23 protein-coding genes are annotated in these 23,944 nt (G+C 52.1%); 12 read left to right on the forward strand and 11 right to left on the reverse strand.

Annotated features, from left to right (window positions below; all coding sequences use genetic code 11):
• Positions 1 to 112 precede the first annotated feature (112 nt).
• From OGM59_06095 to OGM59_06150, 12 genes are read left to right on the forward strand one after another with little or no spacing between them, the layout of a single operon-like run.
• The gene (locus OGM59_06095; protein ID UYI90275.1) at positions 113 to 2,035 is read left to right on the forward strand and encodes a proton-conducting transporter membrane subunit; all 1,923 of its coding nucleotides are present in this window, start codon (positions 113 to 115) and stop codon (positions 2,033 to 2,035) included.
• Positions 2,032 to 2,916: an NADH-quinone oxidoreductase subunit H gene (locus OGM59_06100; GenBank protein UYI90276.1), complete on the forward strand. Its 885-nt coding sequence runs from the start codon at positions 2,032 to 2,034 to the stop codon at positions 2,914 to 2,916. Before OGM59_06095 ends, OGM59_06100 begins: the two co-directional genes overlap by 4 nt.
• 2 nt (positions 2,917 to 2,918) lie before the next feature.
• Positions 2,919 to 3,356, forward strand: a complete 438-nt coding sequence (locus OGM59_06105) for an NADH-quinone oxidoreductase subunit B family protein (GenBank protein ID UYI90277.1) — start codon at positions 2,919 to 2,921, stop codon at positions 3,354 to 3,356.
• Complete coding sequence (locus OGM59_06110; protein ID UYI90278.1) at positions 3,353 to 3,754, forward strand: NADH-quinone oxidoreductase subunit C; 402 nt, start codon at positions 3,353 to 3,355, stop codon at positions 3,752 to 3,754. The genes OGM59_06105 and OGM59_06110 overlap by 4 nt, the downstream gene beginning before the upstream one ends.
• Positions 3,747 to 4,826 carry a nickel-dependent hydrogenase large subunit gene (locus OGM59_06115; GenBank protein ID UYI90279.1) on the forward strand — a complete coding sequence of 360 codons (1,080 nt, stop codon included), beginning with the start codon at positions 3,747 to 3,749 and terminating at the stop codon, positions 4,824 to 4,826. Before OGM59_06110 ends, OGM59_06115 begins: the two co-directional genes overlap by 8 nt.
• Positions 4,827 to 4,836: 10 nt before the next feature.
• On the forward strand, positions 4,837 to 5,439 hold the full coding sequence (locus OGM59_06120; protein ID UYI90280.1) for a 4Fe-4S binding protein: 603 nt from the start codon (positions 4,837 to 4,839) through the stop codon (positions 5,437 to 5,439).
• A complete protein-coding gene (hypF, locus tag OGM59_06125; protein UYI90281.1) occupies positions 5,436 to 7,508 on the forward strand; it encodes a carbamoyltransferase HypF in 2,073 nt (690 codons plus the stop codon). The genes OGM59_06120 and hypF overlap by 4 nt, the downstream gene beginning before the upstream one ends.
• The gene (locus OGM59_06130) at positions 7,505 to 7,726 is read left to right on the forward strand and encodes a HypC/HybG/HupF family hydrogenase formation chaperone (GenBank protein UYI90282.1); all 222 of its coding nucleotides are present in this window, start codon (positions 7,505 to 7,507) and stop codon (positions 7,724 to 7,726) included. Before hypF ends, OGM59_06130 begins: the two co-directional genes overlap by 4 nt.
• Positions 7,723 to 8,763 (forward strand): hydrogenase formation protein HypD, encoded by a 1,041-nt coding sequence (gene hypD, locus OGM59_06135; protein ID UYI90283.1) that lies wholly within the window; start codon positions 7,723 to 7,725, stop codon positions 8,761 to 8,763. The genes OGM59_06130 and hypD overlap by 4 nt, the downstream gene beginning before the upstream one ends.
• Positions 8,764 to 8,769: 6 nt before the next feature.
• Entirely contained in the window at positions 8,770 to 9,552 is a 783-nt protein-coding gene (gene murI / locus OGM59_06140; GenBank protein ID UYI90284.1) for a glutamate racemase, read from the forward strand.
• Between the two features lie 11 nt (positions 9,553 to 9,563).
• A complete protein-coding gene (hypE, locus tag OGM59_06145) occupies positions 9,564 to 10,544 on the forward strand; it encodes a hydrogenase expression/formation protein HypE (protein ID UYI90285.1) in 981 nt (326 codons plus the stop codon).
• Between the two features lie 25 nt (positions 10,545 to 10,569).
• Positions 10,570 to 11,337: an EFR1 family ferrodoxin gene (locus OGM59_06150; GenBank protein UYI90286.1), complete on the forward strand. Its 768-nt coding sequence runs from the start codon at positions 10,570 to 10,572 to the stop codon at positions 11,335 to 11,337.
• 243 nt (positions 11,338 to 11,580) lie between these two features.
• Here OGM59_06150 and OGM59_06155 read toward each other — a convergent pair whose 3' ends face one another.
• From OGM59_06155 to OGM59_06205, 11 genes are all read right to left on the reverse strand, one after another.
• Complete coding sequence (locus OGM59_06155) at positions 11,581 to 12,861, reverse strand: amidohydrolase family protein (GenBank protein UYI90287.1); 1,281 nt, start codon at positions 12,859 to 12,861, stop codon at positions 11,581 to 11,583.
• Between the two features lie 193 nt (positions 12,862 to 13,054).
• The gene (locus tag OGM59_06160) at positions 13,055 to 14,215 is read right to left on the reverse strand and encodes an alpha/beta hydrolase (GenBank protein ID UYI90288.1); all 1,161 of its coding nucleotides are present in this window, start codon (positions 14,213 to 14,215) and stop codon (positions 13,055 to 13,057) included.
• A 192-nt stretch (positions 14,216 to 14,407) separates the two neighbouring features.
• Positions 14,408 to 15,655, reverse strand: a complete 1,248-nt coding sequence (locus OGM59_06165) for a fibronectin type III domain-containing protein (protein UYI90289.1) — start codon at positions 15,653 to 15,655, stop codon at positions 14,408 to 14,410.
• A 62-nt stretch (positions 15,656 to 15,717) separates the two neighbouring features.
• Positions 15,718 to 18,363: a hypothetical protein gene (locus OGM59_06170; GenBank protein UYI90290.1), complete on the reverse strand. Its 2,646-nt coding sequence runs from the start codon at positions 18,361 to 18,363 to the stop codon at positions 15,718 to 15,720.
• Entirely contained in the window at positions 18,360 to 19,043 is a 684-nt protein-coding gene (locus OGM59_06175; GenBank protein ID UYI90291.1) for a hypothetical protein, read from the reverse strand. Before OGM59_06175 ends, OGM59_06170 begins: the two co-directional genes overlap by 4 nt.
• Positions 19,044 to 19,071: 28 nt before the next feature.
• Positions 19,072 to 19,797 (reverse strand): hypothetical protein, encoded by a 726-nt coding sequence (locus tag OGM59_06180; GenBank protein ID UYI90292.1) that lies wholly within the window; start codon positions 19,795 to 19,797, stop codon positions 19,072 to 19,074.
• Positions 19,798 to 19,815: 18 nt separating this feature from the next.
• The gene (locus tag OGM59_06185) at positions 19,816 to 20,550 is read right to left on the reverse strand and encodes a hypothetical protein (protein UYI90293.1); all 735 of its coding nucleotides are present in this window, start codon (positions 20,548 to 20,550) and stop codon (positions 19,816 to 19,818) included.
• On the reverse strand, positions 20,528 to 21,511 hold the full coding sequence (locus OGM59_06190; protein ID UYI90294.1) for an FHA domain-containing protein: 984 nt from the start codon (positions 21,509 to 21,511) through the stop codon (positions 20,528 to 20,530). Before OGM59_06190 ends, OGM59_06185 begins: the two co-directional genes overlap by 23 nt.
• Before the next feature lie 65 nt (positions 21,512 to 21,576).
• Positions 21,577 to 22,452 carry an FHA domain-containing protein gene (locus tag OGM59_06195; GenBank protein UYI90295.1) on the reverse strand — a complete coding sequence of 292 codons (876 nt, stop codon included), beginning with the start codon at positions 22,450 to 22,452 and terminating at the stop codon, positions 21,577 to 21,579.
• Positions 22,453 to 22,475: 23 nt separating this feature from the next.
• Positions 22,476 to 23,324, reverse strand: a complete 849-nt coding sequence (locus OGM59_06200; protein UYI90296.1) for an FHA domain-containing protein — start codon at positions 23,322 to 23,324, stop codon at positions 22,476 to 22,478.
• A 5-nt stretch (positions 23,325 to 23,329) separates the two neighbouring features.
• Entirely contained in the window at positions 23,330 to 23,935 is a 606-nt protein-coding gene (locus OGM59_06205; GenBank protein UYI90297.1) for an FHA domain-containing protein, read from the reverse strand.
• Positions 23,936 to 23,944 lie beyond the last annotated feature (9 nt).

A 23,944-nucleotide genomic window follows, 5' to 3' on the forward strand; every position in this document is an offset into this window, starting at 1 on the left:
ACAAAATTGCCGATTCGTCGCCCAATATTTTTTCCTTATTGACCGGTGCTTTCGTTCGTGTTAATATTATAATTATAATATTATAACTTATGCAAGGAGAAAGACGAACACCATGGAACAGATGCAGATTTTGCTGGCAATCCTGGTACTTCTGCCTTTTGTCAGCGCCCTGTTGCTGGCACTGTGCGGCAGCGACCGTATGCGCCGGCTTGTCGTCTATGGCAGCGCCGGCGTGCTGATGATCAGCGCCGTGGCCTTTGCCGTGTGTTTCTTCTCGGGGGAGAATTTGCAGCTGCGCTTTTTACAGAGCGGCGGGATCATTGACCATACCATGCTGGCGCTGGAGGCCGGCTTTGCGGTGCTGATCACCGTCCTTAGCATCAAGTACCGGCGCTACTATGTGGCGGTGCTGTCCATTGCCCAAACAGTGCTGACCTTTGTGTATGAACTGGGAGGCTATAAGCCTGCCGTACAGCCCTACAACCTGTTTGCAGACCAACTGACCGTGATTATGGTGCTGATCATCGCCGTTGTAGGCACACTCATCACAGTATATGCAGTCGGCTATATGCGCGATTACCATAACCATCATAAGGAATATACCGATCGGCGTCGCTTTTTCTTTGCCATGCTGTATGTATTCTTAGGTGCCATGTTTGGTCTGGTGCTGTCCAACAGTCTGTTATGGCTCTACTTTTTTTGGGAGATCACCAGCCTTGTGTCCTTCCTGCTGATCGGCTACACCCGCACCAAAGAGGCGGTGCAAAACAGCTTCCGTGCCCTGTGGATGAATCTGCTGGGCGGACTTGGATTTGCAGCAGCCATCTTTTGGGCAGGGGTGCGCTTTGGGATCACAGACCTGCAAAGCCTGATCCTGTGCGACGGCAAGCTGGTGGTGGCGCCGGTGATTTTGCTGGCCTTTGCTGCACTGACCAAGAGCGCACAAATGCCTTTCTCCCGTTGGCTGCTGGGAGCCATGGTGGCACCCACGCCCTCCTCTGCACTGTTGCACAGCGCCACGATGGTAAAGGCCGGTGTGTACCTGCTGATCCGCCTGGCGCCGGTGATGTACGGCACCTATGCCGGCTCTATGGTGAGCCTGGTCGGGGGCTTTACATTCCTGATCACTTCCATGCTGGCCATTACCGTCAGTGACGGCAAGGCTGTGCTGGCCTACTCTACCATCTCCAACCTGGGACTGATCGCCGCCTGTGCCGGTGTGGGCCGACAGGAGACGGTATGGGCCGCTGTTCTTTTGCTGATCTTCCACGCAGTATCCAAATCCCTGCTGTTTCAAACAGTGGGTGCCATTGAGAACGCCACCGGCAGCCGGGATATTGAGTCCATGCACGGACTGATTGCCCGGCACCCACGCCTGGCGCTGACCCTTTCCATCGGCATTGCCGGTATGTTTCTGGCGCCCTTTGGCATGCTCATCTCCAAGTGGGCGGCGCTAAAAGCCTTTGTGGACAGCGGCTCCATTATCCTGGTGCTGTTTATCTGCTTCGGCTCCGCCACCACTTTGTTTTACTGGACCAAATGGGTGGCCACCGTGCTTTCCTGGAACCGAAAGGACACCCGCCAAAGAAACACAACCTCCGGGGATCAGTGGACTTCTCTGCTCATTCACTCGGTACTAATGGTGCTGCTGTGCTTTGCATTCCCGGCAGTGTCTAAATTCGTGGTTACCCCGTACCTGGCCGGTGTGTACGGCCACGCCTCGGCGGTGCTGTCCAGCGACAATATTCTCATTATGATCATAATGCTGGTGCTGATCTTTGTGGTGCCTATGGTGACGATGATTCTGCTGCGCCGCTCTCACATTACCTTTGAAGACACATACCTTGCCGGCGTGAATACCGGCAAGCAGACTTATTTCTATGACGCCATGGGCGAGCCCAAGCACTCCTGGATCACCAACTGGTACTTGACCGACCTGTTCGGTGAGACCAAGCTGTGGAACCCCAGCGTGGTGCTCTCCACGGCAGCCATCTTGATTTATACCGTCATAGCGTTAGGAGGTGCGGTGCGATGAGCAATGCTGCTGTTGCCGCCATCAGTGTGGCGCTGTATATTCTGCTGGCACCGGGCGTGGGCGGTCTGCTGCAAGGTGTGGACCGCAAAGCCACCGCCCGTATGCAAGGGCGCCAAGGTCCGCCGCTGCTCCAGTCCTTCTACGATGTGGGCAAGTTGCTGGGCAAAGAAACCAAGTATATGAACCACATTCAGATCGTCTGCCATGTAAGCTTCTTGATTTTCGTTATTTTTACCGGCGCGCTGTTTTTCGGCGGCGGAGATCTGCTGCTGATCTTCTTTGCCCTGACCACCGCCAACCTGTGTCTGATCCTGGCGGCCACCACCTGTAACAGCCCCTATGCGGCGATGGGTGCCAATCGGGAGATGCTGCAAACCATGGCCTATGAGCCTATGGTGCTGCTCACCGCCGTTGGCTTTTATCTGGCCACCGGCAGCTTTAAGGTCAGCGACATTGTGCGGTCAAGCGGCCTGCCGCCGATTGTGTACCTGCCCGGTGTGTTTTGCGGGTTTCTGTTCATTCTCACCATCAAGCTGCGCAAGCACCCCTTTGACCTGTCCACCAGCCACCACGCCCATCAAGAGATGGTCAAGGGGCTGACCACCGAATTTAACGGCGTAACCCTCCTGATTGTGGAGGTGAGCCACTGGTATGAGAACGTATTTTTAATGGGCATCATCGCCCTGTTTTTCATCAACGGCAAGCCCTGGAGCTATGCGCTGGCAGCGGTGGCCGTGGTGCTGTCTTACTTTTTGGAGATCCTCATTGACAACACCAACGCCCGCCTCAAGTGGCAGCGTATGTTCAAAACCACTTGGGCGGTGACCATGATCATCGGGGTCATCAACATCTTTGTTTTACAAGTGCTAAAGGGGGTATAAGTATGCCGAATGTAACCAAATCTCCGTGGATTATGCACTACGATGGCACCTCCTGCAACGGCTGCGACATTGAGGTGCTGGCCTGTTTGACCCCCCTCTATGATGTAGAGCGGTTTGGGGTTATCAACACCGGCAACCCCAAGCACGCGGATATTTTGCTGATCACCGGCTCCGTCAACCACCAAAACGCGCCGGTCGTGCGCCAGATCTACGAGCAGATGAACGAACCAAAGGTGGTGTGCGCCATTGGGGTGTGCGCCTGCAACGGCGGCGTGTTCAAGGACTGCTACAATGTGCTGGGCGGGGTGGACAAAGTGATCCCCGTAGATATTTATGTGCCCGGGTGCGCCGCGCGGCCGGAGAGTATTATTGACGGCGTGGTACAATCCCTGGCACTGCTGCAAGAAAAAAGCGAACGCCGAAAGGAGGCCGCAGAATGAACCCAAGCTACACCATTGAAGATGTGGACATCAAGACCCTGTACCGGATGATGCTGGAGCACCTGCGCGCCGGCTTTCGGCTGGTACAGATCGGCGCCACTGGAAGAGAAGATGGCACGGAACTGATCTATTCCGTTGCCAAGGACTACCAAATGGACAACTTTCGGGTATTTGTGGAGTCAGGTGAGATCATCAACTCCATCTCGGATATTTTTCCCTCTGCGGCGCTGTTTGAGAACGAGATTGCCGAGCTGTTCGGGGTGGATATTGACTGTATTAACCTGGACTTCCATGGCAAATTTTACCGAATAGACAAAGAAACGCCTTTTTGCAAGGCCCCTATGGGTGAGAACGTAACCATCGTGAAAAAAACGGAGGGAGGTGCAGAGAATGGCTAATCGCACCATCGTGCCCTTTGGCCCTCAGCACCCGGTGCTGCCGGAGCCTATTCATCTGGATTTAGTCCTGGAGGACGAAAAGGTAGTTGAGGCCATCCCCTCCATCGGCTTTGTCCATCGGGGACTGGAAGAACTGGCCGGTCGTCGGGACTTCCATGACTATCAATATGTGGTAGAGCGCATTTGCGGCATTTGCTCCTTTAAGCACGGCATGGCCTATTGCGAGACCCTGGAGCAGATCTTTGGCGCAGAAGTGCCGCCCAGAGCCAAATATCTGCGCACCATTTGGGGCGAAATGAGCCGGGTCCACTCCCACCTGCTGTGGCTGGGTCTCTTGGCAGATGCCTTTGGCTTTGACGCCCTGTTTATGCAGTGCTGGCGTATGCGGGAAAAAGTGCTGGATATGTTTGAGGCCTCCACCGGCGGGCGAGTGATCTTTAGCGTCAACACCATCGGCGGCGTGCTGAAAGATATGGACAGCGATATGCTCAAAAGCTTTGTTGCCATCTTTGACGATATGGAAAAAGAACTGCACAGCCTTGCCCATGTTTTTTTGAACGATTACAGTGTGCAAAGCCGCCTGCGGGGCGTGGGCGTGCTCACCAAGGAGCAGGCACTGCTGTACGGCGCCGTAGGGCCCATGGCCCGTGCCTCCGGCATAGAGATCGACACCCGCAAGCTGGGGTATGAAGCCTACGGCGATGCGGAATTTGATATCATCACCAGCACCGACTGCGACGGCTACGCCCGCTGCCGGGTACGCATTGGCGAGCTGTTCCAGTCCATTGGTATTATCCGCCAGCTGGCAGCCAAGGTGCCCGACTCCGAGCTGACCGTGCCCATCAAGGGGATGCCCAAGGGCGAGGCCATTGTGCGGGTGGAGCAGCCGCGGGGCGAGGCGTTCTATTATACGAAAGCCAACGGCACCAAGTTTTTGGAGCGCTTTCGTGTGCGCACCCCTACCTTTACCAATTTGTATGCACTCCTGCACATTTTGCCCGGCAGCGAGCTGGCAGATGTGCCGTTGCAGATCCTAACCATTGACCCGTGCATCAGCTGCACGGAGCGGTAAGGAGGTTCCTATGGCATTTATGGATTTTACACGCACGGCGCTGAAGAACCTGTTTTCCAAGCCTGCCACCCGGCAGTACCCGCAGGTGCCCCGGGAATATCCGGCACGCAGCCGCGGCCATGTGGAAATTGATATGGAAGCCTGCATTCTCTGCGGCCTGTGCAGCCGCAAGTGCCCCTCCGGTGCCATTACCGTGAACCGGGCTGCCGGTACTTGGAGCATTGACCGTATGGGCTGCGTGCAGTGCGCAGACTGTACCACCGGCTGCCCCAAGCACTGCCTGACCATGCAGCCGGGCTACACCCCGCCGGGGCCGAAAAAGCTGGTGGATGTGTACCAAAAGCCCCAGCCGGAGCAGAAAGAAGAAGCGGCACCCCAAGGCGGCAAGATCGTCAACGATATGGAGAAGTGCATTCTCTGCGGCCTGTGTGCCCGCAAGTGCCCCCAGGAGGCTATCACCGTGGACCGGAAAGGAAGTCGCACCTGGGCCATTGACCGCAGCGCCTGCGTGCAGTGCGGCGCATGTATGGATGCGTGCCTCAAGTTTCACGCCCTCTCCTTTGCCCCGGACGACGGCGCTGCCGGCACGGAAACCTATACCAAACCCGTATGATCACGAAAGAATATATCTTTAGCGGCATTGTGCAGGGTATGGGCTTTCGCCCCACCGCCCTGCGACTGGCTACGGAACTGGGAATCACCGGCACGGTGTGCAACACCGGCGGCCGGGTGACCCTCACCGCCACCGGAGAGGGCGCGGCGCTCACTGCCTTCGCAAAGCGGCTGTGCCGCGCCTTTTCCATCTACCAATATGAAGTGAATGAATTGCCGTTCCAGCCATTTCCGGGCTTTACCATCACCCACAGCCGTGGTGCCCGGGGTCTGCCTTTTCTGCCCCCGGACCTGGCCACCTGTCCGGACTGCGGGCGGGAGTTGCTGGATCCGAAGAACCGGCGCTATCGGCACCCATTCATCACCTGTATTCACTGCGGACCGCGGTACACGGTTATGGAGGCCCTGCCTTATGACCGGGAACGCACGGTGATGGGGCGCTTTCCCCTTTGCCCGGACTGCCGGGCGGAGTACACCACCCCCGCAGACCGGCGCTGCCACGCCCAAACCATTGCCTGCCCCCACTGTGGACCGCAGCTAACCATGGACATAGAGACAGCTGCCCAACTGCTGCGGCAGGGAGAAGTGATAGCCGTCAAAGGCATTGGCGGCTATCACCTGTGCGCCAACGCTGCAAATCCGCCAGCCGTGGCAAAAATACGACAAATCAAACACCGGGGGCAAAAGCCCTTTGCGGTGCTGTTTCGCAATATAGAAGAAGTGCGGCAGTATTGCCGGGTGAGCCAGGCAGAGGAGAAACTGCTGCTGTCTGCTGCCCGACCCATTGTGCTGCTGCATAGCAAGCGACCGCTGCCCACAGAGATCACCTGCGGCAGTGACCGGGTGGGGGCGTTCCTGCCCTGCAATCCGCTGCAAATTCTGCTGCTGGAGGCGATCTCGCCCCTGGTGGCCACCAGTGCCAACATCAGCGGCGCGCCTATGTGCACAGACGATACAGCCGTGCAGCAGTTCGGCGTGCCGGTGCTGGGTCACGATCGTCCAATTCTGACCCCTATTGACGACTCTGTACTGCAAGTGACAGAGGGCAATCCTGCCTTTATGCGCCGGGCGCGGGGCTATGTGCCTTTGGCCGTTGAACTGCCCTTTGCCGCCAAACAGACCACCCTGTGCCTGGGCGGTGATCTAAAAGCCACCTTCGGCTACCACGCCGGGCGCTATGTGTTTCTGTCCCAACCCTTTGGCGACCTGGAGCACCCGGACTGCCTGGCTGCCTACCAAGAAAATATAGAGCGCTTCGCCGCCCTTCACGGCTTTACGACAGAAAAAGTGGTAGCAGACCTGCACCCGGGCTATACCGCCCGCCGGTTTTATACGCCGGATATGCAGGTGCAGCACCATATTGCCCACGCTGCCGCCGTATTGGCGGAGCACCAACTGACCGAACCGGCTCTGTGCTTTGCCCTGGACGGCACCGGCTACGGCACCAACGGCCAAATTTGGGGCAGCGAGGTATTTGACTTTGACGGTGGGCGCTTTACCCACCTGGGGCATCTGCCGCCCTTTACCTGTCCCCCCGGAGACAGCGTGGCAACGGACGCCCGACTGTGCCTTAGCTGCTATCTAGGCACCCAACCGCTGGTGAACCAAGCGAAAGACGCCGGCGTACCCCTACTGCAAAACAGCAGCGCAGGGCGCCTGTTTGACGCTGCGGCTGCCGCCCTGGGGCTGTGCGATACCAACACCTATGAGGGGCAATGCGCCGCCACGGTAGAGCAAGCGGCTCGCCGGGCAAGCGGCGCTTATCCCTTTGACCCGGGCTGCACCCCGCGGGAGCTGCTGGAGGAAATGCAGTGCCAAAGGGCAGATGTGCCCGCCCTGGCACTGGGGCTGCACCACTGGCTGGCCCGATGGATCCTGAACCAAGCCCAAGCCTACCGACGCAGCACTGTGGTGCTCTCCGGCGGCTGCTTTACCAACCAAATTTTGACCCGCTGCACGGCAGATCTGCTGCGGCGCAACGGCTACACTGTTTATACCGCCTGCAAGGTGTCCCCCGGTGACGGAGCATTGGCACTGGGACAGGCATATATATCGGCACTGGAGGAATGACTATGTGCGTTGCCGCTCCCGGCAAAATTTTATCCATCAACGGCACCACCGCCACGGTAGCATACAGCGGCAACCGGGTGCCTGCCAACCTGGGCGTTGTCAAAGCCCAAGTGGGCGACTGGGTGCTGGTGCACGCCGGGCTGGTGATCCAGGTGCTCAGCGAAAGCCAAGCCCAGGAGATAAACAACCTGTTAGCAGAACTGGAGACCCTGCAATGAACCTGCTGAACATTCGCCGGGCGCTGGTCGACTACCACGGTCCGCCCCTGACTTTTATGGAAATTTGCGGCACCCACACTGCCGCCATCAGTGAGAACGGCATACCCGCCATTTTGTCGCCCCATATTCACCTGATCAGCGGTCCGGGCTGCCCGGTGTGCGTCAGCGTATCAGCCTATATTGACCGGCTGTGCGACTTGGCCATGGAACCGGGTATGTGTGTGTGCACCTTTGGCGATCTGCTGCGGGTGCCGGGCAGTACCCGGGCGTTAGAGCAGTGCGTGGCTGTCGGCGGGCGGGTGCAAATGGTCTATTCTCCGCTGGAAGTGCTGTCTCTTGCCAAGGCGGAACCGGGCACCCGGTTTGTGTTTGCCGCCGTGGGATTTGAGACCACCGCCCCGGTGTATGCGGTGCTGGCAGACACCATTATAAAAGAACAGATTCCCAATGTGCAGCTGCTGACGGCGCTAAAGACCATGCCCCCGGCGGTGCGTGCCCTATGCAAAGGCGAAACGAAGATTGACGGTTTCCTGGCTCCCGGCCATGTGGCGGTCATCACCGGCGAGGGCCCCTGGCATCAACTGGCTGCGGCGCAAGGTCTGCCCTTTGTAATCAGCGGGTTTACCGGAGAGGAGTTACTATGCAGCCTGTACGCGCTGGTTCGCTTAGCCGGGCAAGGTGTGTGCAAAAACCTCTACCCTACCGCCGTTCGACCGGAGGGCAACCCTGCGGCCCGAGCGCTGGTGGACCAATACTTTGAGCCTACGGACGCCGCCTGGCGAGGGCTGGGCATTTTGCCCGGCTCCGGACTGGTGCTGCGCCCCCAGTACCAACATTTAGACGCCGGCAGTGCCCAACTGACCACAGACGCGGCGGCCCAAAGCGGCTGTCGGTGCGCGCAAGTGATCACCGGTGCAATCCCCCCAACGGCCTGTTCCCTGTTTGGCACGGCCTGTACCCCCGGCACCCCGCGGGGCGCCTGTATGGTGTCCGGTGAGGGCAGCTGCCACAACGCATATCTTAATCACAGGATGTAACCTATTATGAACATTGCTATTTTTGACTCCGGTATCGGCGGCCTGTCCGTTCTCTACCAGGCAAGGCGTATGCTGCCGGAGGCCCATTTTTTGTACTATGCCGATGAGGATCATGTGCCTTATGGCGAAAAAACCAGAGAACAAATTTTAACTTACACAGATGAAGCGGTGCGCTTTCTCTTGGACCGGGGAGCGGACGCCATTGTGCTGGCGTGCAACACTGCCACCAGCGTGGCGGCAGCCACCCTGCGGGATCGCTACCCACTGCCCATCATCGGCATGGAGCCGGCGGTCAAGCTGGCGCTAAATCAAGACGATACCCACCGGGTACTGGTAGCAGCCACGCCCATCACCATTCGAGGCAACAAGCTGAAATGCTTGGTAGAGCACTATGACGGCCACCACTTGGTGGATCTGCTGCCTCTGCCCGGACTGGTGCGCTTTGCAGAAAAAGGCATTTACTCCGGCGCCCAGGTACACGCTTATTTAAGCGAGCAACTGGCCGAATTTAACTTGGAAGATTACGCCGCCTTTGTGCTGGGATGCACCCATTTTAATCTGTTTAAGCAGGAACTGCGCACCTTGCTGCCGCCCCAAATGCACTTTGTAGACGGCAACGCCGGCACCGTGCGCCAGCTGATCCGCAGAACGGTTGACCTGCCTGCCACTCATGCGAGCGCCCCGGGAGTCACCTACTTTGCCTCCGGGCGGCCGATCACCGACCCGGCACAACTGCAATTTATTCAAAATGTGCTGGCGCATTTAGAGAAGATGTATCCCATAGAATAAAAGGAGCCGTTATGGAAATTACCCTTGCCCACGGCAGTGGCGGCGCAGCCACCGGAGAACTGATTCGCACCGTGTTTGCCAAGGCTTTTGACAATCCCATTCTGCGCCAAATGGATGACAGCGCCGTGGTGCCCGGCAGCGGGCAGCTGGCTGTTACCACAGACAGCTTTGTGGTGCAGCCCTTGTTTTTCCCCGGCGGCGACATTGGACGCCTGGCGGTGTGCGGCACAGTCAATGACCTGCTGATGCGTGGTGCCACGCCCAAGTACCTGACCGCCGGTTTTATTTTGGAGACCGGATGCACCACTCAGGACCTGAGCCGCATTGCCCGGTCTATGGCAGCCACCGCCGACGAAGCCGGTGTGACCATCGTTGCCGGCGACACCAAGGTGGTAGAGGGCAGCGGCAATATTTATATCAACACGGCCGGCGTGGGCTTTTTGCCCACCGACACACACATTGCCGCCACTGCGTTACAGCCGGGAGACGCTCTGCTGGTCAGCGGCGCCATGGGCGACCACCACGCAGCCATTCTCTCTGCCCGCATGGGCATGGACAATACCGTTCAATCCGACTGCGCCCCTCTGGGCAATATGGTTGCTGCCCTGCTGCAAGGGGGCGTTGAAGTGCACACCTTGCGGGACATTACCCGGGGCGGCCTGGGCACCGTACTGTGCGAGCTGGCAGAGGCGGCAAACCGCGGCATAGAGATCGACGAAACGGCGATCCCGGTGCACGAGGATGTGCGTGCCTTTGCCCACATCTTAGGACTGGAGCTGCTGCACATGGGCAACGAGGGCAAGCTGCTGGCTGCCGTACCTGCCCACCAGGCGGATCGAGCGCTGGAGCTGCTGCGCGCCAGTCGCTACGGTGCAGAGGCCGCCGTCATCGGCACCGTAACGGATGGAGAGGGCGTGGTGGCACTGACTCCCATTGGCGGCAAGCGCCGGGTCAGCGTGCTGTACGGCGAAGGTTTGCCCAGAATTTGCTGATTTTGATTTTTTAAAGGAGCTTTTTATGATCTTGTACTACACCGGCACCGGCAACAGCCGCTATGCGGCGGAACTGCTGGGGCACCGGCTGAACGACACGGTTCGGGACTGCACCCCCTTTATGCAAGGCGGCACCACACCCCGGTTCCATTCCGTAACTCCATGGGTATTTGTTTGCCCCACCTATGCCTGGCAGATCCCCCATATTTTTGCGGATTTTCTGACCCGATGCCATTTTTCCGGCAGCAGGCAGGCATACTTTGTGATGACCTGCGGCGGTGAAATACACAACGCCCCGGAGACAAACCGGAAGCTCTGCACCCGACTGGGGCTGGACTATATGGGCACAGCAGAGATCGTTATGCCGGAAAATTACATTGCCCTGTTTTCCACCCCAAACTCGGCGGAAGAAGTGAACCACATTCTTGCCGCTGCGGTGCCTGCACTGGAGCACACCGCTGCTGCCATAGAAAGCGGCTGTCCGGTAACGGAACCGAAACCCACGGTGTTTGGCAAGTTTATGACCTATATCGTCAACCCGATTTTTTACGCCACCTGTGTCCATGACCGGGCGTTTACGGTGGACGACAGCTGCATCGGCTGCGGCAAGTGTGCCACCCTGTGCCCCATGAACAACATTGAACTGCAAGGCGGCAAGCCTCGGTGGAACGGCCACTGCACCCACTGTATGGCCTGCATCAGCTATTGCCCCAAGGCAGCCATCGCCTACGGCAAAAAAAGCCGCACCCGCCGGATCTACACCTGCCCGCCCTATCGGCCGGCAGACCGATAATCACAATTTTCAAATCAACCACCGCAAAACAACAGAATGAAGAATGCTCTTCTTAAGTTGCTTGCTATGTCTCTCTCTGTTTTTTCTTTATCCCCTGTCGTTCATGCAGAATATGAAAAGACAAATGGCTGATATAAAATTATCATGGTAAGAAACAAATCATTTAAAGCAAATAAAAAATCGCCACCCAAAAAGGTGGCGATTTCTCATTTGCAAAGCGCTTTGCACATATAGGAGTTTCAATCAATCATAATACTTGTCCAGTTCCGCATCGCAGGCAGGGTATTTTTTGATTTGCGGATGGTCGTAAACCTTGCCGCGAGCCACCACCATATATGGCTGCTCCAGGGCACGGAAGTCTGCCAGCGGGTCGCTGTTTGCGATGAGCAAGTCGGCGCACTTGCCCACCTCTACGCTGCCGGTCACATCCCCAAGACCCAGAATACGAGCGTTGTTTAATGTGGCAGTATAGAGCGCAAACTCCGGTGTAACGCCCACTTCCTTTTGGAAATAATGCAGCTCCCGCCACATATTGTAATGAGTGGTGTACGGGCAGCCGGTATCTGTGCCCATACCTACCGGCACGCCGTCTGCCAACGCAGCCTTTGCGCCCAGGATCATATTGTTATACACCAAATTGGAATTGTACTGCACCGCCTCGGTAATGCCCAGAGTCTCTCTTTGGAACTTGGCCATGGGCAGTGCCGGAGACAGGGTGCACACCAACACCGCGCCGCTTTTATGGAAGGCAGCCAGCTCCGTCTCTGACAAAGTAGAGCCATGCTCAATGGAGTCCACACCGTTAAGCACCGCTGTGCGTACCCCCTCCGGGCTTTGCACATGGGCAGCCACCTTCAGACCATAGCTGTGGGCGCGATCGCAGCAAGCCTTGATCATATCCGCCTGCATCATCAGCCGACCCGGCTCGCCTTTCACCTTGGCGTCCATCACGCCGCCGGTGATCATCAACTTAATCAGATCCACATTTTGGCCGTGAAGCTGATCCACCATGCGCACTGCGTCCTCCACCGTCTCAGCCGGGTGGGTCACGGAGCCTACCATATGGCCGTGGGGCACACCGATGGCATAGTTGGCTGCTAAGATCCGCGGACCGTCCAGCTTGCCCGCATGGATCCGATCCCGCAGCCGGGTGTCCAAATTATCCAGACCGCCCACCGCGCGCACCGTGGTCACACCGGACAGCAGGCCCTGCATGGCATAGGCGTGGCACATGCGCAGCACCAGCGCCCGGGACAAACCGGAGGACAAGGCGATTTTGGTTAGTCGATTGGTGTTCATGGGCTTGTTCCGGGGCTTGCCCCCCGCAGGCAAGTGCACATGTAGATTGATCAGACCGGGCATCAAATACTTGCCGGTCAGATCCACCACCCGGTCCCCCTTATTGGGTGTGATCTTGCCGATCTGTACAATTCTGTCATTTTCTATTGCCACATCCGTGCCGGGGCGGGGCGTCATTTGCTCCGTACCGTCCAGCAGCGTACAATTTTGAAATACCGTTCGCATAAGGCTCCCCCTCCTTTGTTTTGATACTCTCATTATACCGAACCGACAACCAAAAGGCAACCGACCCTTTGTGGCCCTTTTGTTGCATAAAAAGCAATTTGCCGCTTTTGTCGCGTAAAGGAAAGCGCCGCGTGCTGCATAAAAACAAAAACACCTGTGTATCCAGTGATACACAGGTGCAATTTTTATCCTGTTATTGCGCCGCTTTGGCGGTCATGGCCTGTTGATAAAAAGCAAGCGCTTTATCAATGGCTGCCGTGCCTGCCGGTTCAAAGGGCTGTAACACGCTGAACACATGGGGCAGCGACTGGTTATACTCCGCCTTGGCGTAGTCCTTGATCTCTGCCTGCACCCCATGGGCTTGCAGCACTTCGTACAATCGATGGGTCTGTTTGTTAGCCAGAGTGTCGCCGCTGCTGGTGATCAAATACGTAGGCGGCAGTGCCTGGGCATAGTCAATGATTTGGTCAAAATCCATGTACGGATAAGTGGCTTTGTCTTTGTAATCCGTGCCCCACATGGGCTTGGTGTACAGGCTAAACAGCCCGCCGTCCCGCATAAAGGCCACCGGCGAGGTAAGCAGCAGCGCCGTCAGCTCCATTTGCGGATCCACGGTGTCAAAGGTTTTGCGCAGCTGGGCACTTTGCATCAGCACCGCGCTGTATGCCGCCAGCTGCCCGCCGGCAGAGTCGCCAGTAAGCATAATATTTTGCATATCGCAAGGATATTGGCTGCCGTGGTCACGAATCCAGCGCAGCGCCCGGGCCACATCCTGCAACTGCTGGTTCACCGTCACATCCGGCACCAGTCGGTAGTTAATATTAAAAACCACATACCCCCGATCCGCCAGAGCGGCGCAGTAGTGGTGGTTCAGCCCCTTTTCCGCATACATCCAGCCGCCGCCGTGAATGTCAATGATTACCGGCAGCTTAGCACCGGGCTGTGTATCCGCCGGGTACAGCACATCTAATGTATGGTACAGATTGCCGTCCTCTATATAGGCCAGATCGTTCACTTCCGTCACCGTAGGCGGATTCTGGGCCGCGTGCTTGGCTTTGTCGCCCCCATCGCAGTAGCGCCACACCATCTGCATAATCTTCACCACCGGATTGCGCAGCAGCCCCTTGCCGCTGCCGTCGGCGTACTCCACGGTGTCTGAGGAGACCATACCGCCAATGTAAATCACATCGTCCGCCGTGTCCTTGCGGGGCAAAGTGCTCAGTTCAATAAACGCAATAGCCACCACAATCACCGCCAGCAAAACGCCGATCACCACAGCCCATACCTTCTTTCTGCTCTTTTTCCCCTTCGCCGCACCGGTCTGCGCCTGCACAGCCTTTTCCTTTGTTTCCATACCCATTCCCCCTAAAATATCTATCCGCATTATACTCCATCCTGCCAATCCTGTCAATTTGTAGCAACGCTGCCAAAAGTCTCTATTTATACTGCCATATTTTTTATTTCTACCCTGTACAACAAAAAGAGCAGACATAACTGCCCGCTCTTTTTGTTGGTGCATTGTATTTTATCAGTCAAAGCTTACTGCTTATTTCTTGGTGGTCACACTCTTCGCCTTACTCCACCCGGAACAGAGCTTTACATTTTTGCCATTGATTTTCACATTCTTATAGGTGCGTACCCGCACATAATATTTCTTCTTGGCGGACAGTTTACTTACCGACTTAGAAGTGGTCTTATTCTTGCCTACCGTTACGGTCTTATTGCCCTTTTTGAAGTTAGAAGATGTGCTATACTGCACTTCATAGCCTTTAGTCTGGGTAGTCTGCTTTTTCCAGGTGACCTTAAAGCCTTTCTTGGCCGCCGTGACCTTGGACACACTGGTGCCCTTGGGATTGATGGTAAAGGTTTTGGACATGGAGCCAAATCTGGCGTACTCTTTCTTAAACTTCACCTTAACTGTGTACTTGCCTACATTCTTGCAACCGCCGGAATAAGTCACATTATAGTACGCGCTGGAAATTTTCTTCCCGTTGCTATCCTTCACGGTAACAGACGGCTTTTTCACCTTACCGTCATAGGTATAAGAGGTAGCCGACAGGGTCAGCGTCTTGGGCTTATAGAAATATGAAGATGTGGAATGAGAGCATACCCGGCAATTATAGTATGCAGAGGTGTAATCGCTGTATTTATAAGTTTTCACTTCATAATCGTGGCTGTGTTTGTAGACCTTAATGGTTGCAGGGACTGTATGGTAAGCGTAGCCCTGCACCTCTGTTTTCATGGTCTTTTCCACATCGTAATCATCATAGGCTGCATAGGCCACAATATAGTAGGTCTTGCCCTTTTGAAGATATGCCGCGCCACGGGCCGTATTTCTGTACACATTATAGGTGGAAGATGCAATGGACGCCTCTTTTGAGGTATGGATATTGTATTCATAACTTCCATTTGAAACAGAATAATACTTGTTGTCCTTTATGCTCTCTGCATCACTGTAAGCGAACTGTACCGTCATGTGCTGGTTCCGCTCGGCAATATAAATGGAAGCCTCATAGTACCCATTTGATGTGGGAATAAACTTTAGCACCTTGTTCGGCTCATACACATTGAACAGTTCCGTTCGCTCTGGATTGGTATAAACGCCGTTCTTAAAGCTCACGCGGTAGCTTTGATTGAGTTTTAATTCCGGTGCAGTCTGCAAGGCATCTTCCTTTTCCTCCTGGCAAACCGGAAACGCGGAATAATTGGCAGCCTGCGCAATCATGGTGGTTCCCATCAAACTGGTAATCACCAGAATAATCGCAAGAACGGTTGACATCATCCTTTTCATCATTAGAATCACCTTTTCTTTCCATTATTACTTTCAATCTCATCAACTTTAATGTTTTATTCACATTACAGATAATGTACGGCTAACCACTGATTTGATTCAACTTCTCGTATGAAAATTTCATTGTTCCTAAATGCAAGGCTGTTGGGCTGCAATAGACCGTGCGTGACTGTCCAATTCTTTTGTTCAAAATCTTCTGCGTTCAGGATTTCAAAATGCGCCTTATCATAGTGACCAGTGGCTGCAAACACCTTATCTTGATAAATCATCATTGACCATATTGGAGTATCACTGTGAATGGTATGCCATTCTTGCATTTTTCCACTTTCCAAATCAATTTTGTACACCATCCAAGTACCTTCTTCACCTCTCCATTGATCCTGGATACAATAAAGAACATTACCGCTAATTGATTGCACGATCTTATTTTCCATATCTATATTCATCTTATCAATCTTTTTGGTACTCAAATTGCATTTGTACAAAACATGGTTAGCACTGGATGTATCATCTATATAGTCAATACCTTCAAAATACAAATCATTTTTATAGGTATAAAATGACAAATGGTCCATATTTTGTTTTTGAATATCTGATACCTGACCATTATTCGCGTCAAAAATACATAAACGAGCCGTTCCGCCTAAAGCATCCCCAATACCCGTATATAATAGAATTTGCTTATTCGGTAAGGGAATAAGTTCTGTATAGTAGACGGACCAATCATCATCGGCATAGTCTAATCGGTATTCTGTTTTGTTATCGCTTCCATCAAAATTAGCACTATATATAACTCCACATTTGCAATAATAAATTCGCTTATTTACAAAGACGAAACTGCCTGAGCACGAATCAATTTCCGTTTCATGTCCATTAAGAGCATGAACGACCAAGTCATATCCCGCTTCATCATTTACATTTTCAGCTGGATCAAGATAAGCATAATACATGCCATCATCAGTATAATCCAGTCTGGCATTCTGTGCATTCCACTGGCGTTTTTGCAGGTCATCATCTGCGCTGGTATCAATCTGCAAAGCCTCGTCCTGGGAGACGGTTTTGCCGCTTTGCAAAAGGCCTGCGTCCCGGATCTCTTGCTGATTATTGGCTATGTTCTCCTCCATCTCTGCAAAATTATCAAAATGTTTGCTTTGGATAGCCAAATAATACAGTGAAAGGACCGTGTTAATGGTCTTAATTCTGTTCTTATAATATGTAGCCGACATATCGTATTTTGCTGCCAATTTGTTGGCAGCATCAAAAGTCTGCTTGCAAGCAATCAGGTAGAAAATGGCAGCCTGGCGATAGTTTTCCGTCTGGGGTTCGTTGGTGTGGCGGAGTGTATTGTCTAAATCGTTAAAGTCATTAAACAGCATGGTCCGAACCGCTAAATCCAACATAATGGAATAATTGGCATCTGACGCAATATCACACCCGGCTGCTCGGCAAACCTTGGTGATCACATCCATGGTTGTGGTTACAATCGCCAGCTGTGAAAGCACCACATCGGAAGCCGCCTTTTTCAGCGCCGTTTTCACCGCATCGTCTGCGCCGTATTTGATCAGCTGCTGTCCCACCTGGCCCATAATATTGGAGACGGTGCTGCCGCCATATCTGGACTTGACCTTAAGCAAAGCCACACGGAATGGAAAATCCGTATCAGACTTCAACTGGCGATCACCAAACTGCGCCAGCATATTCTGATTGTCTTCACACATACTGCCCAGCTTTAGATAATAATCCGCAAACTGCGTAATCTTGGACAAATCGGAAAATGCGGTGTTCCAGTCGCTGGCATCTTTCCAAAGCAGCGATGCGCTCAAATTGTCCTCTTTCAGCGGCTGCGTCACATCCGTTATGATAGAAGTCAAATCCGCCAGCTTTTTGGACGTATCGTGCACATCTTTATTTAGCCCGGCTACGGTGCTAAACCGATTGATCAGATCATCGCCGGAGGTCAGCGCATCCATGTACGCCTGATTGTCCGTAACGCATTTGTCCAAAAAGCTCTCATACTCTTTGATGTCGCCGGTATGGAAAATAAAGTCCAGCTTAGATATCCGGCGTTCAAATACGGTAGAGCCGAAATAGCCCAATATGCCGGAGAGCTTGAATAGCATTTCACTACCATCAAAAATATCGTCCACAATATTGCCAACATCGTAACGCAGCAAATCCGATTTACTCTGAATTTTGCTCATGGCATATTCTGCGTCTACCAAGCTGTAACCGCTGTTGACCACCCGCATTACATCGTCTTTAATGGTCAAACTGCATTTTAAGTAAGCCGCCATTTGATCGAGAGGCAAAAATGTGGTTTGGCCAAAGGTATAAACACCATGAAGAGTATATTCTTTGGACGAAAACGGGTTCATATATACCGTGGCTTTTTGGCTGTCCGGGTTGATCTCTACCCTACCGAACTTACTGTTTGCCTCTTGCCCTCTGCGCACAAAAGCGTGGGTATCGCCGTTATAATAAAACAGCGTGTACTTGGCCAAGAAATTGGTAGAAACATACAGCTCCTGCCCAACGACATACGCCGCTTCCCGGCTCTCTGTTTTGCTGCCGTTTTCACTTACGCTCTCCACCTGGAAAGAAAGGAACCGACTCTCCGCCGCACTGACCGGCAGACTGCCCAGTAGCATCACCAGAGATAACACCACCGCCAACACCCGGGCAGAGAGCGTTTTGCACCTTTGTTTCATCATTTGAGTGCCTCCGTCAGGGCCTGCATCGCATCTGTGTACGCATAGCCCAGCATCGCATTTGCAAATGCGTCATTAAACTGTACATGGTACTCTCCGGCATCGTCCACGATCACATCTAATGTTTGGGTTGTGGTCTTGGGTGTGGCCGTCTCGATCATTTTGCAGATCGCCTGGTCCATATCCGAATCGCTAGCCGACTTTTTCGTCTTCTGTGCCTGGTACTTTTTCAAATCTCCGCTGATATCCGGTGAAGTGACCTGCACAGTCACTGTATAATAGCCGTTTTGCTGCTTTTCTGCACCGGTGCAGGTCAAGCTGGCTTGCTTGTCCAGCGCATCCAAAAAATCCGGCTGCTTATCCGTAACCGCCGCCTGCCACTGGGTGGTGATCTGTGTTTCAAATTTCTTTAACCGATCGGAACGCGCCTTCATGGTAATGCCCACAATGCCGCCGATCAAAAGTGCCGCTGCCAACACGCCGGCAATCACGATCACCACTACTTTTTGTTTCTTTTGCTGCTCGGCATCTGCCGTCTTTGTACTTTTGGCCGGCACAGCGGCCGCGCGCTGCGCACCGGTCTGCTTAGCCGCCTGCACCTGCGCCGAGGTAAACGGATGACCGCAGTGCACACAATTCGGCAGTCCGTCCGGCGTTTCCTTACCGCAATACGCACATTTCATGTCTTACTCCTTTGTTCAGTAAAAGTGCTTAAAAAGAGGATAGCAAATCATCACTGGATACATACCATTTTCCGTTTTCTTTGACCATTTCAATTGTATCATCTTCCGGATCCATTTCATCACTATACTGTACTGTCACATGTGCAATACAATTCTTGGAGTCTTCCTTTTCGATGCTATTGACAGTGATCTTCATATTTGGTAAGTCTTCGCCCATTGCTTCTGCTAAAAATGGGAAAACATTTGCAGCCGATGAAAAGCTAAATCCTGCAAAACTATTAAACAAATCGTCAGCACCCTTGTACGCATTGCGCGTTTCAGAATCAAAGCATTCCATGACTTCATTAATGTTGCCGTCATTAAAGGCTTTTTCCAGTTTTGCAATTGTAGCTTCCGGTGTATTGGTTTGTGTTACAACAACCGGAACGGCAATACCAACAGCCACAACAAGCAATAAGCTCAATATGATGGCGACAATTTTTCCTGCACCCATTGCCGCTTTCCCTTTTGCAACAACTGCAACGGAAGATCCAATCGAAGAAGGTACACCGGCCACATTTGATGTCACAGGCGGCGTTAGACCGTTTGGTACTGCATACATATTTGGTGACACCAATCCATTGGGTGGCACCACCGATTGTACAGATGAACGATTTTGTTTTTGCCCTCCAATTTCGATAAAACTGTAAGAACCACAATTTTTACATGGCCCAAAGCCATCTTCCGGCTTGCCACACATTTTACATACTTTCATCGTACATTCCTTCCCTTGTTAAAATAATGAACCAGCAAAATCACTGATTAACGAACCTCCATCATGAAACGCCAGTAAACTGGTAAACAAAGCAGAAAGACCAACCGCAAACACAATTGCCACTACGCTCGTCAAGGATAGCATAAAAGAATCCATAAATGTACTGGGCATTCTGCCGTAATTCAGCTTTGCTTCTATTACGCCAACTACATCGACTAACAATACAATTACCAAGATTACTAAGCCCGCACCATATAAAAGCAGTGAAAAAAGCATAACAAACAGCGCTGAAAACATAAATGGGATTCGATTTGTCAGTGAGCACATATAGTAGCTATACTTTGCGGTTTCAGCCGCCTGCTGTCCCTTACGCACATACAAACCATATAGAAATATATCAAGGAACTTAAAGCCAAATACAAAAAGACAAACCAATGGGGCTAAAAGCAAGGATGTGCCTACGCCAAAATGACCATACCCACCCTCTATACTTAAAACAATCAAATACGACAACACAAGAACAATTCCGTTCATAAGCAGTGCCGTACCGAAATCATTGCGTTGAATCGTCTCCATTTTTGCTTTTTTAGGCGATTTGAAATAATCCTTAAAGAACTTACCAAACTGGAAATTTGACTTTTTTACAGGCATAGCCTGTGTTGAAGGATAATAAACTAAGTTCTGATTTCCACACAGTGGACAATAACTCATTGAATCATCGTAACCACGCTTACAATTCATGCATACCTTCATGGGTTGTTCCTCCTTCTTTTGATATTTCACAGTAGAATTCATTTTCAGTCTGCGCCAAATTAAAGACTTGTCCTGTTCGCACCCGATTCAAAAACTCACGGTGCTGAAGTCGCTCGTTTCCGGCATTCATAAAAGTGCCGTTTGTGGAATAATCCCGCACATAAAAGCTTTTGCCTTTGCGCAAAACGCCACAGTGTACACGACTGACTTTTTTGTACCTACGATCAATCACGATCTGGCACCTGGCCGGGTCTTTTCCGATCTTCACTTCTGTTTGGTCCGGCAATTCCACCTGTGCACCGGCGTAAGATCCACCGCAGCAACACAAATAATAATGTAATGCCGGCACAGCCGGACCAACCGGAATTTTTCTACTCACCGGCGGATCTTTCCCCGGCATCTGCTTTCCCTTGACCGGCTCTGGCTGATCGTGCGCACGCCGCCGTTCTAAGAAGGGACCAAGCACCAGCTCCGCATACCGATGATACTGCAAAGCAAAAGCTACACATTGCAGAAGAAAAGCCAGCGGCACACCAAACCCCAACCGTCCCTTCCCCTCTAAGATATAAGAAGCATGAAAGCGATTGGTATAGAATAAGATCTCAATCAAAACAGCCGTACAATAGAATGCAAAACACAAAAGCGCAAACGCAAACAAGGCCCGTTCCGCCACGACCAGGTCTTTGATTTTATCTCGTACAGCAGCCAATATAAAAAATACAACCATAAAAAGCAGCGAAAAAATCAAAAGTACCACCACAGCCTGTGCAAAATTCGCCAGCCGTGTATAGAAATACTGCTGATACGGGTCGTAATCGCCCGTTAAACCCATCTGCCAAAACCGTAGAGAGCCAACCAGTTTGGCCCCTCGATCCGTATGTAAGGAGAACAGACCAAAGAAATAAAACGGCACACTGCACGCAAATAAAAGTACAGACAAGAATTCATATTTGTATTTCACAAATTCACCTCTAAAAAAATGTGTTAAAAAGCCTTGGGTACTTCTTAACACATTTTTGTCGATTGTTAGCCTAATTTAAAGGTGTTGTCTGTTCCGGCAAGATTCAACAGCGTACCTGCCTGCAAATATGACGGGGAATTCGGCTGTAATTTGTGTCCGCCGACTACGCTTGTTCCATTCGTCGAACGATCTGTCACAATATAAATATCTTGCATCGTATCATATTCTACAATGCAATGTACGCGAGACACTTTCTTGTAGCTACGATCAATCACAATAGAGCACTGTGCTGGATCTTTACCAATAACCAAGCGCTCACCGGACACAACAGGAATACTATATCCCGCACAGCAACCACTTGTAAAAGTTACTCGACCTGTAAGAACTGTTGTTGATGCAGACCCACCAATATTATTCGGATCAACTTCAAATCCGGAGATATCCTCTACCTTTTTTGCTGTAAATGCAGCGGCAATGATTGTGAGAACAAATGAAGTCAACAACAGCACCGTATTCAGCCAAAGGCCAATCCCTGGCTTCAACAAACCTTCTCCGTTTGCAAAAATCATAATTATGAATACAAGACTAATTACAACTGTTACGCCATTCAAAATACAGCTAATAACTTTGCATGGTTTGTTCTTAAAAATATCCAAAACAGCTGAAACAATAGGAAGTACCAAATCCGCTATAACGGCCACAATAAACATTACATCAACTGCACCGTCAATACTTTGAATAATACTTCCAAGGTCTACAAGGTTTATGCCGGCAGAAAGGCCTAAAAAGCTTTCCGTTGTAACAATAGGCAAAAACAGCATCGCGATGCTCACAATGGACAAGCCCATCGCTACAAAACCAAGCACTCTTGCGGTTTTTGCCTTTTTTTGAATCTTATCATCTACTACAGGAACAACACCTGCGATATTTTCATCAACCATAATTTTTCCTTTCTGAAGAACCGTTAAATCAATCGAATAATTGTATCCGTTCGTGCCAGGGATAATAATGCGTTGCTTGGCAGTGCAATCGGCTGCTCCGGTGTTAGGCGCTTGCCGTTCTCCATAAATGTACCATTGGTAGAATGATCTGTAACTACAAACTGCTCCAGCGCATAATCGTAGCTAATGGTACACTGCACGCGAGAGATCTTGGTGTACCGACGATCAATCACCACAGAGCATAAGGACGGATCTTTACCGATCACCACCTGCTCCGCATTGCGCACCGGAATTTGATACCCTTTACAGGCACCGGAAACAAAGCAGATTTTGTGGTCACCAAGGCAATCCGGCCGCTGCAACTCTGCGTGTATCGCCTGTACTGCCCGTTGTTTACGCGCCCTGCATAAAAAAGCAATGGACAAGCCATTGCATACGGTGGAAAACACCAGCAAAACCAGTATCACCACTTCTGCATAAGCAAGCACAAGATGCAAGTCCTTTGCCGTACACAGCAAAATGGACTGCACAGTATGACTGATTGCCGCAATGGCAGTCATTGTCGTACCAATGATCCGAAACACCCGGGTCGGCACCCAACTAAGCACCCCAGCCACCACCGTAAGAAGCAGCAATACCACAAACAGCACTGCATGGGTCCGCAAAATATACGCCGTGTTTCCCTGCAGCAAAGAAGCCTGCTGAAACAGATCAATCAATGTGATCCATTTCTTTTGCTCCTGCTGAAAAAACATGGCTAAGAAGTAAAATGGCACAGTACACAGACTGAGGCAAACAGCCGCAAATTGCAAACCACCTGCCAGCTTGCGCCACTTTTCATCCCGTTTTCGGCTTATTTTCTTTTGGCTCATGGGAATTATTTTTTCTCGGTTTTTTTGCCGTCTGTCCAGTTGAATGCCTTGGAACAGCAAGGAACAAACAACAATTTTGTTGCACCTACGGTGATCACATCATTGGGGGCAATCACCTTAGACTCCAGCACCACGCTATCATTCAGATAAGACAGCTCCTTAGAAGCGCCGGGCTGGATCAAATACACATTCTCCTTAGGCTCATACACCACAATGGCGTGCGCTGTTCTGGACACGGACGGGTCGCCCTCCAGCACAACATCCATATCTGAGCCGCGGCCGATAAAATTGCGCCCGGAGGTTAGGCGAAAGTCCTTGCCGATCAGATTGCCCTCAATGCAGACCAGCCAGCCGACTACCGGCTCCAGACCCATATCTTCTTCATAAAAGCCGACCGTCTTTTGAATGTCTGTATCCAGGACCGTAGGCGGCACCGTGTTCTGCGTAGTTGTAGTGGTCACTTCCGTCTCCGGCTGTGTGGGACCAATGTCCGACTGCTCGTTTGCAGGCATCGTTTGGGAAAATCCGGATTGCATATCACTGCAATAGGGACATGCCGGGAACTTGTCCGCGTCATAGTAGTGGTTGTTGTTACATTTAATCAGGTTCATTGTTTTCTC

The organism is Oscillospiraceae bacterium, from assembly GCA_025757685.1.
GTDB lineage: Bacteria > Bacillota > Clostridia > Oscillospirales > Acutalibacteraceae > CAG-217.

Coding starts and splice junctions, on each gene's coding strand:
- OGM59_06175 (UYI90291.1), bottom strand. CDS start 19,043: ATGAAATGTGCGTATTGCGGTAAGGAAACGCCGGACGGACTGCCGAAT.
- OGM59_06155 (UYI90287.1), bottom strand. CDS start 12,861: ATGCGAACGGTATTTCAAAATTGTACGCTGCTGGACGGTACGGAGCAA.
- OGM59_06165 (UYI90289.1), bottom strand. CDS start 15,655: ATGATGAAAAGGATGATGTCAACCGTTCTTGCGATTATTCTGGTGATT.
- OGM59_06200 (UYI90296.1), bottom strand. CDS start 23,324: ATGAGCCAAAAGAAAATAAGCCGAAAACGGGATGAAAAGTGGCGCAAG.
- OGM59_06110 (UYI90278.1), top strand. CDS start 3,353: ATGAACCCAAGCTACACCATTGAAGATGTGGACATCAAGACCCTGTAC.
- OGM59_06115 (UYI90279.1), top strand. CDS start 3,747: ATGGCTAATCGCACCATCGTGCCCTTTGGCCCTCAGCACCCGGTGCTG.
- murI (UYI90284.1), top strand. CDS start 8,770: ATGAACATTGCTATTTTTGACTCCGGTATCGGCGGCCTGTCCGTTCTC.
- hypE (UYI90285.1), top strand. CDS start 9,564: ATGGAAATTACCCTTGCCCACGGCAGTGGCGGCGCAGCCACCGGAGAA.
- OGM59_06105 (UYI90277.1), top strand. CDS start 2,919: ATGCCGAATGTAACCAAATCTCCGTGGATTATGCACTACGATGGCACC.
- OGM59_06205 (UYI90297.1), bottom strand. CDS start 23,935: ATGAACCTGATTAAATGTAACAACAACCACTACTATGACGCGGACAAG.
- OGM59_06170 (UYI90290.1), bottom strand. CDS start 18,363: ATGATGAAACAAAGGTGCAAAACGCTCTCTGCCCGGGTGTTGGCGGTG.
- hypD (UYI90283.1), top strand. CDS start 7,723: ATGAACCTGCTGAACATTCGCCGGGCGCTGGTCGACTACCACGGTCCG.
- OGM59_06120 (UYI90280.1), top strand. CDS start 4,837: ATGGCATTTATGGATTTTACACGCACGGCGCTGAAGAACCTGTTTTCC.
- OGM59_06185 (UYI90293.1), bottom strand. CDS start 20,550: ATGAAGGTATGCATGAATTGTAAGCGTGGTTACGATGATTCAATGAGT.
- OGM59_06195 (UYI90295.1), bottom strand. CDS start 22,452: ATGGTTGATGAAAATATCGCAGGTGTTGTTCCTGTAGTAGATGATAAG.
- OGM59_06150 (UYI90286.1), top strand. CDS start 10,570: ATGATCTTGTACTACACCGGCACCGGCAACAGCCGCTATGCGGCGGAA.
- hypF (UYI90281.1), top strand. CDS start 5,436: ATGATCACGAAAGAATATATCTTTAGCGGCATTGTGCAGGGTATGGGC.
- OGM59_06180 (UYI90292.1), bottom strand. CDS start 19,797: ATGAAAGTATGTAAAATGTGTGGCAAGCCGGAAGATGGCTTTGGGCCA.
- OGM59_06130 (UYI90282.1), top strand. CDS start 7,505: ATGACTATGTGCGTTGCCGCTCCCGGCAAAATTTTATCCATCAACGGC.
- OGM59_06100 (UYI90276.1), top strand. CDS start 2,032: ATGAGCAATGCTGCTGTTGCCGCCATCAGTGTGGCGCTGTATATTCTG.
- OGM59_06160 (UYI90288.1), bottom strand. CDS start 14,215: ATGGAAACAAAGGAAAAGGCTGTGCAGGCGCAGACCGGTGCGGCGAAG.
- OGM59_06095 (UYI90275.1), top strand. CDS start 113: ATGGAACAGATGCAGATTTTGCTGGCAATCCTGGTACTTCTGCCTTTT.